Annotated in this window: 12 protein-coding genes; 5 read left to right on the top strand and 7 right to left on the bottom strand. The window is 72.9% G+C overall.

Going from position 1 to position 12810, the window contains the following annotated elements:
• Nucleotides 1-9: 9 nt before the first annotated feature.
• Nucleotides 10-1995: a PKD domain-containing protein gene (locus KR546_RS14460; RefSeq protein WP_238445429.1), complete on the bottom strand. Its 1986-nt coding sequence runs from the start codon at nt 1993-1995 to the stop codon at nt 10-12.
• A 244-nt stretch (nt 1996-2239) separates the two neighbouring features.
• Here KR546_RS14460 and gatC point away from each other — a divergent pair, with 244 nt between their 5' ends.
• The 3 genes from gatC (at nt 2240) to gatB (ending at nt 5593) form a co-directional block, all read left to right on the top strand.
• A complete protein-coding gene (gene gatC, locus KR546_RS14455) occupies nt 2240-2536 on the top strand; it encodes an Asp-tRNA(Asn)/Glu-tRNA(Gln) amidotransferase subunit GatC (RefSeq protein WP_238445428.1) in 297 nt (98 codons plus the stop codon).
• Between the two features lie 63 nt (nt 2537-2599).
• Nucleotides 2600-4114, top strand: coding sequence for an Asp-tRNA(Asn)/Glu-tRNA(Gln) amidotransferase subunit GatA (gatA, locus tag KR546_RS14450; RefSeq protein ID WP_238445427.1), 1515 nt, complete (start codon nt 2600-2602; stop codon nt 4112-4114).
• 12 nt (nt 4115-4126) lie between these two features.
• Entirely contained in the window at nt 4127-5593 is a 1467-nt protein-coding gene (gatB, locus tag KR546_RS14445; RefSeq protein WP_238445426.1) for an Asp-tRNA(Asn)/Glu-tRNA(Gln) amidotransferase subunit GatB, read from the top strand.
• Nucleotides 5594-5647: 54 nt separating this feature from the next.
• Here the strand turns inward: gatB and KR546_RS14440 are convergent, their stop codons facing one another.
• The 3 genes from KR546_RS14440 to KR546_RS14430 form a co-directional block, all read right to left on the bottom strand.
• Complete coding sequence (locus KR546_RS14440; RefSeq protein WP_238445425.1) at nt 5648-6121, bottom strand: NUDIX hydrolase; 474 nt, start codon at nt 6119-6121, stop codon at nt 5648-5650.
• Between the two features lies 1 nt (nt 6122).
• A complete protein-coding gene (locus KR546_RS19775) occupies nt 6123-8198 on the bottom strand; it encodes a S9 family peptidase (RefSeq protein ID WP_238445424.1) in 2076 nt (691 codons plus the stop codon).
• An 84-nt stretch (nt 8199-8282) separates the two neighbouring features.
• Nucleotides 8283-8762 (bottom strand): low molecular weight protein-tyrosine-phosphatase, encoded by a 480-nt coding sequence (locus KR546_RS14430; RefSeq protein ID WP_238445423.1) that lies wholly within the window; start codon nt 8760-8762, stop codon nt 8283-8285.
• 188 nt (nt 8763-8950) lie between these two features.
• On the opposite strand from KR546_RS14430, the gene KR546_RS14425 reads away from it, so the two are divergent.
• Nucleotides 8951-9448 (top strand): beta-class carbonic anhydrase, encoded by a 498-nt coding sequence (locus KR546_RS14425; RefSeq protein WP_238445422.1) that lies wholly within the window; start codon nt 8951-8953, stop codon nt 9446-9448.
• Between the two features lie 62 nt (nt 9449-9510).
• Here KR546_RS14425 and yihA read toward each other — a convergent pair whose 3' ends face one another.
• Nucleotides 9511-10134, bottom strand: coding sequence for a ribosome biogenesis GTP-binding protein YihA/YsxC (gene yihA, locus KR546_RS14420; RefSeq protein WP_238445421.1), 624 nt, complete (start codon nt 10132-10134; stop codon nt 9511-9513).
• An 89-nt stretch (nt 10135-10223) separates the two neighbouring features.
• Here yihA and KR546_RS14415 point away from each other — a divergent pair, with 89 nt between their 5' ends.
• A complete protein-coding gene (locus KR546_RS14415; RefSeq protein ID WP_238445420.1) occupies nt 10224-11012 on the top strand; it encodes a class I SAM-dependent methyltransferase in 789 nt (262 codons plus the stop codon).
• Between the two features lie 40 nt (nt 11013-11052).
• Here the strand turns inward: KR546_RS14415 and KR546_RS14410 are convergent, their stop codons facing one another.
• Both KR546_RS14410 and KR546_RS14405 read right to left on the bottom strand, forming a co-directional pair.
• Complete coding sequence (locus tag KR546_RS14410) at nt 11053-11502, bottom strand: VOC family protein (RefSeq protein WP_238445419.1); 450 nt, start codon at nt 11500-11502, stop codon at nt 11053-11055.
• 60 nt (nt 11503-11562) lie between these two features.
• The gene (locus tag KR546_RS14405) at nt 11563-12750 is read right to left on the bottom strand and encodes a trans-sulfuration enzyme family protein (protein WP_238445418.1); all 1188 of its coding nucleotides are present in this window, start codon (nt 12748-12750) and stop codon (nt 11563-11565) included.
• Nucleotides 12751-12810: the final 60 nt, after the last annotated feature.

Here is a 12810-nt window from a genome sequence, read left to right as displayed (position 1 = left end):
CGGTTCGGCTCAGCTCAACTCGACGACGTTGGACGTCACCCCGGCGGAGCTGCCGTCGCCGTTCACGGCGCGCACGACGAAGCGGTAGGTCCCGCGACCACCCGACACGACGGTCGACGTGGTGTTCGCGCCGACCTGCACCGTGCCCTGCTCACCCCAGCTCCCGTTGCCACGCTGCTTCTCCAGCTCGACCACGAAGCCGGTCTCGTTGGTGGCGTTGTCGGTCCAGGAGACGGTCGCCTCGCGACGACCCGACTCGGTGGCGGTCACGTTCGACGGCGCCGCCGGTGGGCCGGTGGAACCCGTGGTCGCGGTGATCGTCACGCTGTCGGTGTCGGTGGCACCGTCGTCGTCGGTCACGGTGACCGTCGCGGTGAAGGTGCCGACCCCGTAGGTGTGCGACACGGTCGTGCCGCTGCCCGACGAGCCGTCGCCGAAGTCCCAGGACGTCGACACGATCGAGCCGTCCGGGTCACTGGACCCGGCTGCGGACAGGGTCACCGCCAACGGGGCGGTCCCGGACGAGGGGCTGGCGGACGCGGCCGCGGTCGGTGCCTGGTTGTCCGGGGTCCCCCCGCCGCCGGCGACGTGCGAACCGGTCAGCGTGTAGGGGCCCACGCTGCCGTAGTCGCTGTAGCCGGTCGTGGACGGGTTGCGCGCCCCGACGCCGTCGACCTCGAGCACGTAGTTCCCCGCGGCAAGGTCGACCGACAGCGATGCGGCCAGGCCATCGGCCCGGTCCCCGCTGACCTGGGTGGACACCGGGTCCGCCGTGGCGACGACCGTGCCGGACGAGGTGCGCAGGGTCAGCGCGATGTCGAGGTTGGGCAGGACCTCCGACGGGCTGGCCGTGAACGTCGCGGCCCCGGCGCCGGCAGTGAAGGCGAAGGCGTCGACGTCGTTGGGCGTCGAACCGGTGTACTGCGGGGTGATCATCCCGCTGGCGTCGATGGTCCCGCTGCCACCGAGGTCGGTCGGCGAGGTCCGGGTGCCGTGGTCGTCGGACAGTGGCGGTGCACCGTTGCTGGCCATCACGGACCAGTCGTTCTCGGTGTTGTTGGCGTCGGCGTACTCGCCGCGGCTCCACTGGGTGATGGGCTCGTAGTAGCCCACGCCCATGATCGGGGCCCATGCGCCGTGGCCGATGTAGTAGCCCTGGTTCGAGGTGCCGTCGTGGTTCAGGCCGAGGTTGTGCCCGGCCTCGTGCGACGCGGCCTCGGCGATGTTGTGCGCGCCGTCCCCGACGCCCTGGGTGTAGACCCAGGCCGGCTGGTAGTAGTCGTGGGTCGACCCGGTCACGTCGAACACGCCGAGGTAGGCGACCCCGCCACACCCGCAGTTGGTGCCCTCGTCGGTGATGACGACCCGGGTGCCGTAGACCTGGTCACCGCTGCTGGAGCGGCGGATGGCGTCGATGCCGGGGTCCTCGGTGGTCACGTCGACGTCGAACGGGGCGTAGTCCTCGGCGACCCGTGCCCACACGGACTGGACGACCGCCAGTTCGGCGGACGAGAAGGTGCCGGGGTTGTTGTTGGTGTCGTAGGGGTCGGCGAAGTAGCCGTTGCGGGACCATGCCGTGCCGTCCGGCAACTGGTAGCCGTCGAAGTCGAGGAAGATCGTCCGGTTCGCGCCCGGGCGCGAGTGCAGCTCGAAGCTCTGCGCGAGGGCGGTGACGGCCTGGGCCTCGCCGACGTCTGCACGGACCTCGCGGGGCGCCTCGGGACGGACGTAGAACAGGCGGTCGGTGTCGTCGACGAACAGGGTGTCGTCGGTCCGCAGCAGGGTGCGCAGGCGTGCGGCCGACATGCCGTTGTCGCGGGCGACGGCGGGCAGCCGGTCACCCAGCTCGGCGATGGCCTGCTGGCCGCGGCTGCCGTCGGGTGGGCCGGCCTGGCCCGGTGGCGCGGCGGAGGCGCCGATGGCCGGGACGGCCAGCAGGGCGCTGCCGGCCACGACGAGCAGGAGGGAGCGCAGGGATCGGGGGGAAGCGTGCACGGAGTGCCTCGTGGGACGGGATCGGGGGGACCTGGCGACCGCGCCGACGATCGGCGGGCTGCCGGTCCGGAATCTAGCCACGTGCTGCGACGCCGCGGGCGGGGTCCCCGGTCGTGTCCGCCCACCGGACACCGACGCGGGCACGGCGAGGTGCCCCGGGGCGGCTCGTGGGTCCCAGCCCCGGCTCGGTAGCCTTCCCGGAGGCGCCGTCGTGCGCCGTCCGTCCCGCAGAAGGGTGTCCGAGATGGCCCTGTCCGAAGCCGAGGTCCGCCACGTCGCGCGCTTGGCCCGACTCGACCTGTCCGACGACGACGTGGCCGAACTGGCCCCGCAACTGTCCCAGATCCTGGAGTACGCCGAGCAGGTCGGCGAGGTCGCCGCCGACGACGTCGAACCGATGGTCCACCCGTTCCCGGTGACCAACGTCATGCGCGACGACCACCCGGCTGCGTCCCTGCCTCGCGACGAGGTCCTGTCCCAGGCACCCGACGCGCGCGAGGACCGGTTCGCCGTGCCGCGGATCGTCGCCGAGGACGCCTGAACCTCCCGTCACGGCCGCGTCTCGCGTCCGCCCCGGGCACGACCTGTCGAAGGAACCCCACCGATGACGTCCGACCTGCTCACCGACACCGCTGCCGGGCTCGCCGCCCGGATGGCCGCGCGCGAGGTCTCCGCGCGCGAGGTCGTGGACGCCCACCTCGACCGGATCGAGGCGACCGACGGTGACGGGACGTCCGACACCGACGTCCACGCCTTCCTGACCGTCGTCGCCGACACCGCCCGCCGCCACGCCGACGACGTCGACCAGCGGCGCGTGACGGGTCGGGACCTCGGTCCGCTCGCGGGCGTGCCGCTGGCACTCAAGGACCTGTTCACGATGCGTGGCGCCCCGACCACGGTCGGGTCGCGGATCCTCGAGGGCTGGGTCCCGCCCTACGACGCCACCGTCACCGAGAAGCTCCGGGCCGCCGACGTGATCGTGCTCGGCAAGACCAACATGGACGAGTTCGCGATGGGCTCGTCGACCGAGAACTCGGCCTACGGACCGACCCGCAACCCGTGGGACCTCGGGCGCGTTCCCGGAGGTTCGTCCGGTGGCTCCGCGGCCGCCGTCGCCGCCCTCCAGGCCCCGCTGTCGCTGGGCACCGACACCGGTGGCTCGATCCGCCAGCCGGCCGCCCTGTGCGGGCTGGTGGGGTCCAAGCCGACCTACGGCGCCGTGTCCCGCTACGGGATGGTCGCGTTCGCCTCGTCGCTGGACCAGGCCGGACCGTTCGCGCGCAGCGTGACCGACGCCGCCCTGCTGCAGTCGGTGATCCAGGGACACGACCCGCGGGACTCCACCTCGATCGACCCCGTGCGGGTCGGCCGTGACCTGCCCGACCTGCTCGCCGACCTCGATGCCGGCGTCGAGGGGCTGACCATCGGCGTGGTCACCGAACTGCAGGGCGAGGGCTACGAGCCCGGCGTGCTGGCGGCCTTCGAGGACTCGCTGCGACGGTTCGAGGCCCTCGGGGCGACGGTCGTCGAGGCGTCGATCCCGCACGCGTCGTACGGCCTGCCGGCCTACTACCTGGTGGCCCCGTCCGAGGCGTCGTCCAACCTCGCCCGGTTCGACGGTGTTCGCTACGGCCTGCGGGTCGACGCGCCGACCGCCGAGGAGATGAACGCCGCCACGCGTGGGGCGGGGTTCGGTCCGGAGGTGCGGCGCCGGATCATGATCGGCACGCACGCGCTCTCGTCGGGCTACTACGACGCGTTCTACAACCAGGCGTCGAGGGTCCGACGACTCATCGCGAACGACTTCGCGACCGCCTTCGAGCAGGTCGACGTGCTGGTCTCGCCGACGTCGCCGAGCGTCGCGTTCCCGCTGGGGGACAAGACCGACGACCCGCTCGCGATGTACCTCAACGACGTCGCGACGGTGCCCGCGTCGCTGGCCGGCGTCCCGGCGGTCTCGGTGCCCAACGGCCGTGGCGCGGAGGGACTGCCGACCGGGCTGCAGGTGATGGGTCCGCTGCTGGGCGACGACCGCTGCTTCCGGGTGGCGCGGGCGCTCGAGGCCGACCTGGGGCTCGACCCCGTGCCGTCCGGCGCCAACGCCGTCGCGCCGGCCTGAGAGGAGACCACCATGGTGACCACCGTCAAGGAGGGCTGGGAGCTGGTCGTGGGCCTCGAGGTCCACGTCGAGCTCGTCACCACCACGAAGATGTGGTGTGGCTGCCTCACCCACTTCGGGGAGGAGCCCAACACCAACATCTGTCCCGTCTGCACCGGCCAGCCGGGTTCGCTGCCCGTGGTCAACGGCGCGGCGGTGCGTGCGGCGGCCCTGATCGGCCTGGCGATCAATTGCTCGGTGAACGAGACCTCCCAGTTCCACCGGAAGAACTACTTCTACCCGGACCTGGTCAAGAACTACCAGATCTCGCAGTACGACGTCCCGATCTGCTCCGAGGGTCACCTTGAACTAGAGGTCGAGGGTTCACCCGTGACGGTGGGCATCGAGCGACTTCACATGGAGGAGGACACCGGCAAGTCGACCCACCTGGGGGGAAGTGGCCGCCTGCACGGCGCCGACACCTCCCTGATCGACTACAACCGTGCCGGTGTGCCCCTGATGGAAGTCGTGTCGCACCCCGACATCCACGACGCGGAGACGGCCCAGGCCTACGTCCGCGAGCTGCAGGGGATCGTCGAGACGCTGGGTGTCTCCGACGCACGGATGGACCAGGGCTCCATGCGGGTCGACGCCAACGTCTCGGTGCGTCGTCCCGGCGAGCCACTGGGCATCCGCACCGAGATCAAGAACCTCAACTCGGTCCGGTCGCTGGGTCGCGCGATCGCCTACGAGGCCCAGCGCCAGATCGAGGTGCTCGAGGACGGCGGCGAGATCGTCATGCAGACCCGCCACTGGGACGAGTCGACCGGTCGGACCGAGACGCTGCGGGTCAAGGAGACGGTCACCGACTACCGCTACTTCCCCGACCCCGACCTGGTGCCGGTGCACTGCCCGGCCGACTGGGTCGACGAGATCCGGGCCGAGCTGCCCGAGCTGCCGGCCGCGGCCCGCGCCCGGTTGACCGACGCCGGCGTCGACGAGGCCCAGGCCGCCGCGCTGGTCGGCACCTCCGGCATGCTGGCCGCCTTCGACGAGGCCGTCGCGACCGGGGCCGACCCCCGCACCGTCGCGAACTGGCTGGTCGGTGACGTCGCGGGCCAGCTGTCCACCGCCGAGGTGGACTTCGCGGACTCGGGCATCACCGGCGCGCACGTCGGCCAGTTGGTCGCCCTGGTCGACGACGGGACGTTGTCCAACAACCTCGCCAAGCAGGTCGTCGAGCACCTGGTCGCCGACCGGGGGAGTCGCTCGCCGGCCGTCGTCGCCCAGGAGGAGGGCCTCCAGCAGGTCTCCGACACCGACGAGCTGCAGGCCATCGTCGACCGGGTCGTCGCCGACAACCCCGACACCGTCGCGACCATCCGCGACGGCAACACCAAGGCGATCGGCGCCCTGGTCGGGCAGGTCATGAAGGAGACCCGGGGCCAGGCCGACCCTCGGGCCACCAACGAGCTCCTCCGCGCCGCCATCACCCCCTGACCGTCGAGTGTGCGCATCGCGGCCGTGGGTGGCCGCGACCAGCACACTCGACGGTCACGTGGCGGCGTCGGCGAGGCGGTCGAGGAAGATCCGCTGGTTCTTCGCCAGTGCCTCGCGGGCTTCGTGCAGGGGCATCCACTCGGCACGATCGACCTCCGGGAACTCCTGCTCACGGCCCGACCTGGGTGGCCACTCCATCGTGAACGTCCCCCCGGTGGCCGCTGCCGGGTCGAGGTCGCCGTGGCGGGCACGGGCGTGGATCTGCTTGCCACCGGCCCGGTGGGAACCCAGGTCGAGGTCGGGGACGTCCGGATCGGCCGGGGGAGGTGGCTGGCCGAGCTCCTCGGTGAACTCGCGCTCGGCCGTGGCCAGCCCGTCGGCGTCGCCGGCCTCCGCGAGTCCCTTGGGGAAGGACCAGGCCCCGAGGTCCTTGCGTGCCCAGAAGGGCCCACCCATGTGCCCGACCAGGACCTCGACGGTGTCGCCGCGACGACGCCACAGCACCAGGGCATGGCTGTCGATCGCCACCTCAGCCCACTCCCGGCGCCGATGGCGCACGCTGCGGGTCGGGGGGCCCGTCGACGTCGCCTCCCGACCCCTCCCCACCGACCGCCGCGTGACCGGCCGGTGGCGCTCCGCCGAGGTGGCGGGCGTGCCAGTCGAGGATCGCCTCGAAGCGCTCGACCCGGTGTCGGGGCGACCCGGACCGGGTGAGCTCGTGGCCCTCGCCGGGGAAGCGGAGGAACTCCGTGTCGACCCCGGCCCGCAGCAGGGCGACCCAGTACTGCTCGGCCTGCTCGACCGGGCAGCGCCAGTCCTCCTGGGAGTGGACCACCAGCGTCGGCGTGGTCACGTCGTCGGCGAGCGCCAGCGGGCTGGCCGCACGCAACGCCTCCCAGTCGTGCGGCAGCGTCGCCTGGAGGAACATCCGGTCGAAGAACGGGCCGATGTCGGACGTGCCACCGAACGACGCCCAGGCCAGCAGCCCCCGCTCGACGACGGCCGAGGAGAACCGGTGGTCGCGGGCGATGATCCGGGCGGTCGAGAACCCGCCGTAGGAGCCGCCCATGATCCCGATCCGGTCGGGGTCGGCGGCGTCGAAGCGTTCCAGGGCAGCGTCGACCACGGAGCGCAGGTCGAGCATGTCGACCGAGTCCGGGTCCGTCCACGCCCCCACGACCGCACGGCACCAGTCCCTGCCACGACCGGACGAGCCCCGCGGGTTCGTGCCCACGACCAGGTAGCCGGCGCTGGCGTACACCTGGAACTCGTCGAAGAAGGCGTTGGTGTACTGCGCGGTCGGCCCGCCGTGGATGTTGAGCAGCACCGGCCACGGACCGTCGCCGTCCGGCAGCACCGCCCACGCGTCCAGCTCGACGTCGTCTCGTGCGACCGGGAAGCGCTCCACCGGCCGCAGCCCGACGTCGGCCAGGTCGGCGTTGAGGTCGGTCAGCCGCTCGCGCCGACCAGCGACGACCCGTTCGAGCTCGCCCGGCGATCCCGGGTCCGCGACGACCGCGTACACCGCGCCGTCGGAGCCGTCGATGGTGGTGTCGGCGGAGGCCGTGGCCGCGGTGACCACCAGGTGCCCGGCGACGATGTCGTGGGCGGCCTCGGGCCCCACGTCGTCGACGTCGGGGCCGGGCACGCCGACCAGGCGCACGGTCCCGCGGTCCTCCAGTCCCACCAGCATCCCGTCGGCCACGGACAGCGGCGCGGGTGGTTGCAGCCCCGTCGTGGTGCGGTCCAGCCGGGGATGGAGGTCGACCGGCTCGCCGTCGTCCAGTCGCCAGTACCGCAGCGGGGCCGGCCAGTCCATCGGGTCACGCAGTCCGCCCAGCAGCACCGTCCCGTCCGGTGCGTGGCCCAGCCAGTCCCACATCCCGGGTGGCCCGAGCTCGCGGACCTCGCCGTCGGCGACGTCGACCGCCAGCGGCTGGCTGGTCGCCTCCAGGCCGGCCCGGGGATGGCGCGCCGCGAGGAACGCCACCGAGGCGCCGTCGGGATGCCACGACACCGTGCTGTCGCGGAAGTCGCCGTGCGTCAGACGTCGGGAGTCGGAGCCGTCGCGTGCCACGACGTACACGTGGGTCCGCCGGTCGCCGACCCAGCCCTGGTCGTCCTCGCGGTACGGGAAGGTGGTGTGACGGCGGGGGCGTCGGGCGCGCTCGTCGGCATCGAGGCCGGCGAGGGCGTCGATCCACTCGGACCCGGTGACGGCCAGGTGGCGCGAGTCCGGGGACCACTCCGCCTCACCGGCCCCCAACGGGAAGTCGGTGACGGCGCTGGCCTCGCCACCGTCGGCCGGCATGACCATGACCTGCGGATGGGTGTCGTCGCCCGGTTCACGACGCAGGAAGGCCAGGTGTCGGCCGTCCGGCGACCACCGGGGGCGGCTGTCGTGGGGGCCGTGGGTGAAGGTTCGCGCCGCCTGCCCGTCCCACAGCCACAACCGGCTGTCCGTGTGGTCCTCGTCGAGGTCGGGTCGTGACACGGTGAAGACGACCCGGACCCCGTCCGGGTGCAGCCGAGGGTCGTCGAGGGTGTGGACGTGGCGGATGTCGTCGGGCTGCACGGGAGCTCCCGGGTCGTCGGTCGCGGCCACGCTAGGCGTCGTGCCCGCTCGTCGAGCCGGCCTCGGCGCGGCCCGGTCGCCGGCCGCACGGGCGCCTGCGCACCGCCGGGCGGGTCAGTCCCCGTCGCGTTTCGCCGCCCAGTCGACGACCCCGGCTGCGGCCGGACGCATCATCTCCACCACCCGCGAGAACCCGTCCGGCCCGCCGTAGTAGGGGTCCGGCACGTCGAGGTCGGTGTCCCCGGCGTCGGGGTCGAAGCTGCGGAACAGCCGGATCGTCGCGCTCGCGCCGTGCTGGTCCGCCATCGCCTGCAGGTCCGCGAGGTTGGACGCGTCCATCGCCACCACGAGGTCGTGGTGGTCGAGGTCGGCCGGGGTGACCTGGCGGGCACGGCCCCCGACGTCGAGCCCGGACTCCGCCCCGGCCGCCTGCATGCGTTCGTCGGGTGGGTTGCCAACGTGCCAGGCGCCGGTGCCGGCCGAGTCGACCTCGACGTCCACGTCGGCGGCCGCGGCGGCCTCCCGGATCGCCGCCTCGGCGACCGGCGAGCGGCAGATGTTGCCGAGGCAGACGGTCAGGATCCGGGTGGTCACGGGGGCGCCGATCGGGTCGCGGGGGACGGAGGTCGAACGACGTCCGCCGGTGCGACAGGATGGCGGAGCCCGGCGGTCGTCGCCACTCGCGTGGTCGCCGCGACCCCGGGCGCGCGCGGGACGGGACGCGGGGGTGGCGGCCCGGGAGCGCCTCGTAGGCTCGTGGCCGACGCGATCGAGGAGTGACGATGTCGGACCTGGTGACGGACCTGCTGGCCAACAACGAACTGTGGATGCTGCGGGGGCCGGACGTGCCCGCGGAGAAGCGGCCGACCCGGCAGGTGGCCGTGGTGACCTGCATGGACGCGCGGATCGACGCGCCGGCCCAGCTCGGCCTGCAGGTCGGCCAGGCGCACGTGGTGCGCAACGCCGGCGCGATCGTCACCGACGACGTCGAGCGTTCGGTCCTGCTGTCGCAGTACGCGCTGGGCACCACGTCGGTGCTGGTGGTCGGCCACACCGACTGCGGCCTGCTGGGTCACGACGAGGACGCCACCCTGGCACGGGTCGAGCAGCAGCGGGGGGTCCGGCCGGACTACCCGCTGGGCTCGATGGCCACGGTCGAGGACGGCGTGGCGGCCGGCGTGCAGCGGCTGCGTGCCTCGGCGGTCCTGCGTCACACCGACGACGTGCACGGGTTCGTGCTGGACGTCGAGAGCGGACGGCTGACCCCGGTCGCGGCCTGACCCGATCGGCGACGTCCCGGTTCGCCGAGGGTCGGACCAGGGCTCCCGCGTGGTGGACCGGATCAGGTCAGCCAGGCACGGACGAGCCCGCGGAGCATGCCGACGTTGACGTTGCGGTCGGCGGAGGTCCACACGACGGCCCGCTCGTCCACGCCGCAGCCCGCTGCGAGGTCACGCCGGCGCCGGGTCCGCTTCGAGGACTTGACCTTGTCGTGCTTGGTCGCGACCACGGTGAACGGGATGCCCGAGTCCCGCAACCAGTCGAGCATCTCGACGTCCAGGGCGGTCGGCCCGACGGCGCCGTCGACCAGCACCAGCGTCATGACGAGGCCGTCGCGGTCGAGCAGGTACCGGTCGACCATGTCCTGCCACCGGTTGCGGTCGGCGCGCGAGGACTTGGCGTAGCCGTAGCCCGGGCAGTCGACCACGGTGCCGGCGCTCGACGGCTGCAGGTCGTTGTCGCCGTCGTCGACCGCGAACAGGTTGAGCAGCTGGGTGCGGCCGGGTGTCTTGGAGGTCCTCGCCAGCCCACGTTGGCCCGCCACGGCGTTGAGCAGCGAGGACTTGCCGACGTTGGAACGGCCGACCACGGCGACCTCCGCCCGCGTGGGAGGCAGGTCGTGGTGGTCGGTGGCCGACGTCACGAAGGCGAGTCGGAGCGGATGGTTGTCGGGGATGTCGTCCATGGGGCGACGGTACGGGACGTGGGTGCGTACGGTCGGGGCCGACGTCGCCGCAGGTCGCGGTGACGTCGCGTGGGTGGGAAGGCGCAGGCATGGACGACCAGGAGTTCGCACGACGACGGCAGGCCTTCGGGCAGGCGGTCGACGTCTACGACCGCACCCGCCCGACGTACCCGGACGACGCCGTCGCGTGGTGCCTGGACGATCCCACGGAACCGTTGACCGTCGCCGACCTGGGCGCCGGGACCGGCAAGCTCACCGCCGTGCTGCTGGCCGCCGGACACCGGGTGGTCGCCGTGGAGCCCGACGAGTCCATGCTCGCCCGGCTGGTCGACCATCTCGGCGACGACCCGGCGCTGGAGGTGCACGGGGGCTCGGCCGAGGACCTGCCACTGGAGGACGACAGTCTCGACGCGGTCGTGGCGGGCCAGGCGTGGCACTGGTTCGACCAGGAGGCCGTCGGTCGCGAGGTCGCCCGGGTGCTGCGTCCGGGCGGCACGGTCGCAGCCGTGTGGAACTCGCGTGACGAGTCGGTCGACTGGGTCGAACGGTGGTCCGCGATCGCCGAGGAGCAGGCCCACCCGACCGGTCGCAAGCTGCTCACCGCCGACGATGGTCCGACCTTCGGGTCGGCCTTCACCGACCGGCAGACGGCCACCTTCCAGCACGGCCACGAGCTCGCGCTGCCCGACGACCTGGTGGCGCTGGCGGCCTCGCGGTCGTGGACGATCGCGCTGGACGACGAGCGCCGGGCGGTGCTGCTGGACGCGATCCGCCGGCTCGCCGAGGACCATCCGTCGCTGGCCGGACGGACCAGGGTCGCGATGCCCTACGTCGTGGAGTGCCACCGCGCCCGTCGCCGGACGGCTCGCGGCGCCTGAGGGCACGGGCCGGCGGCGGGGCGTCGGTCCGCGGTGCGGGTCACGTGGCGAACACGTCCGCGTCGTCGGCGAACGCCTTGAACTCCATGGCGTTGCCGGCCGGGTCGTGGAGGAACATCGTCCACTGCTCGCCGGGTTCGCCCGCGAAGCGCAGGTAGGGCTCGATCACGAACGTGGTGTCGGCGGCCCGCAGCCGCTCCGACAGCTCGTGGAACGTGTCCACCTCCAACAACAGCCCGAAGTGGGGGACCGGCACGTCGTGGCCGTCGACGGGGTTGTGGGCCGCGTCACCGCGCGGGGCGACGTGCGTCACCAGCTGGTGACCGTGGAAGTCCCAGTCCGCCCACGTGTCGGTGCTGCGCCCGGGATCGCAGCCCAGCACGCCGCCGTAGAAGTCGCGGGCGGCGTCCAGGTCGTCGACCGGGACGGCGAGGTGGAAGCGTGGGACGTCGGGCACGGGACGGCTCCGGGACGGGTGGCGGGACGACATCGATCGGTGTCGAGTGTGCCGTCCGCTCCACGGGGCGGGGTCGATGCGCACACTCGACGCTCAGGAACTGGCCTTGATGGCGCGGGTGAGGTCCTCGAGCAGCAGGTCGTGGCCCTCGAGCCCGATCGCGAGCCGGACCATCCCCGGCAGGATCCCGGCCGCGAGCCGTTCGTCGTCGGTCATGTTGAAGTGGGAGGAGTTGAAGGGGAGGCTGGCCAGGGTCTCGACCCCGCCCAGGCTGGTCGCCTCGACCGCCACCTCCAGGGCACGCACCAGTCGCAGGGCGCGCTCGTCGCCGCCCTCGACGACGAAGGTCAGCATCGCCCCGGGCGCGCCCGTCAGCACGGTCGGCACCACGTCGGCGTCGGGGTGGTCGGCCCGGCTGGGGTGGATGACGGCCGTGACGTCCTCCATCCCGGCGAGGTCGTCGGCCAGCCGGGTCGCGACCGCGACCGACTCGGCCAGCCGCACCCGGAAGGTCCGCAGGCCACGCCAGACCAGGAACGCGGCGTGGGCGTCCAGCGACCCGCCGAAGGTGATGATCCGGCGCTGGATCTTCTCGTGCAGGGCGACGTCCCGCGTCCCGATCGTGCCGGCGACCACGTCGGAGTGGCCGGCCAGGAACTTCGTCGCCGACTCGACCACGACGTCGGCGCCGAGCTCCAGCGGACGCGTGCAGTACGGCGTCGCGAAGGTGTTGTCGACGACCACGGTGGCGCCGGCCTCGTGTGCGGCGGCCGCCACGGTCGGGATGTCCATCACCCGCAGCTGGGGGTTCGACAGGGTCTCGCCGTACACGACCCGGGGGCGATGCTCGGCGATCGCGGCGAGCCAGCCCGGGGTGTCGAAGGTGTCGACCCGCACCACCGTGATGCCCAGTCCGGTCAGGTCGCGCTCGAGGAGGTCGCCGGTGTCGCCGTAGACCTGGCGCGACGCCACGATCGTGTCGCCGGCCCGCAGCAGCGTCAGCAGGGTGGTCGCGATGGCGGCCATCCCACTGGCGGTGGCGAGCCCGTGGGTCGCGTCGTTCAGCCGTGCGACCTCCTCGGCGGCCGCCGACACGGTCGGGTTCGAGAAGCGCGAGTACCACGTCTCGTGCAGGCCGCCGGTGCCCTGGATGTCGGCATAGGCCCGGTCGTCCAGCTCGAACGTGGTCGTCTGGTAGATCGGTGGGATCACCGGGGCGGTGCGGGACGTGTGGCGGCGACCCGGACGGTGCGGGTCGCCCGTGGACGGGGAGGTGGCCATGGCAAGCTCCTGGTGCGCCGGTGGGTGCGCTGCTCGCGGTGGGCGGGGGACGAGTGGGAG

The organism is Salsipaludibacter albus (assembly GCF_019798055.1).
Lineage (GTDB): Bacteria > Actinomycetota > Nitriliruptoria > Nitriliruptorales > Nitriliruptoraceae > Salsipaludibacter > Salsipaludibacter albus.
The sequence above is the reverse complement of the archived record's forward strand: the minus strand, read 5'-3'. Positions and strand labels throughout refer to the sequence as shown.